The organism is Neisseria oralis (assembly GCF_045062685.1).
Taxonomy (GTDB): domain Bacteria; phylum Pseudomonadota; class Gammaproteobacteria; order Burkholderiales; family Neisseriaceae; genus Neisseria; species Neisseria oralis.
In genome coordinates this window covers 1-253 of sequence record NZ_JBJGEB010000086.1, presented here as the reverse complement: position 1 = coordinate 253, position 253 = coordinate 1, and the positions used below count along the sequence as shown (strand labels likewise).

Annotated in this window: 1 protein-coding gene; it reads right to left on the bottom strand. The window is 51.4% G+C overall.

The features are described 5' to 3' along the window. On the bottom strand, positions 1-253 hold a 253-nt coding region (locus ACI43T_RS12175), incomplete at both ends, for a hypothetical protein (protein ID WP_405387387.1).

The following is a 253-nucleotide window of genomic DNA, read 5'->3' as shown; positions in this document are numbered from 1 at the left end:
GTGTTGTGCAGCGTGGTAATTTCATGGTCAAAATGCGCAAAACTATCCACGGCAGCATATTTTTTCGGGTCATGCAGCAACGCGGTAACGGTATAAGTACCCGCATCCGTATTCTCTTTGATGCCGATGGCACGGTAGAGGCGCGGCTTGACTTTGCCGGATAAAACCCACGTATCGCCAGCCTGCAACGGCACCTCACGCTCCAAAGTAACCTTATTGCCTGCTGCCGCAGTTATCTTCGCTGATTTCAGAC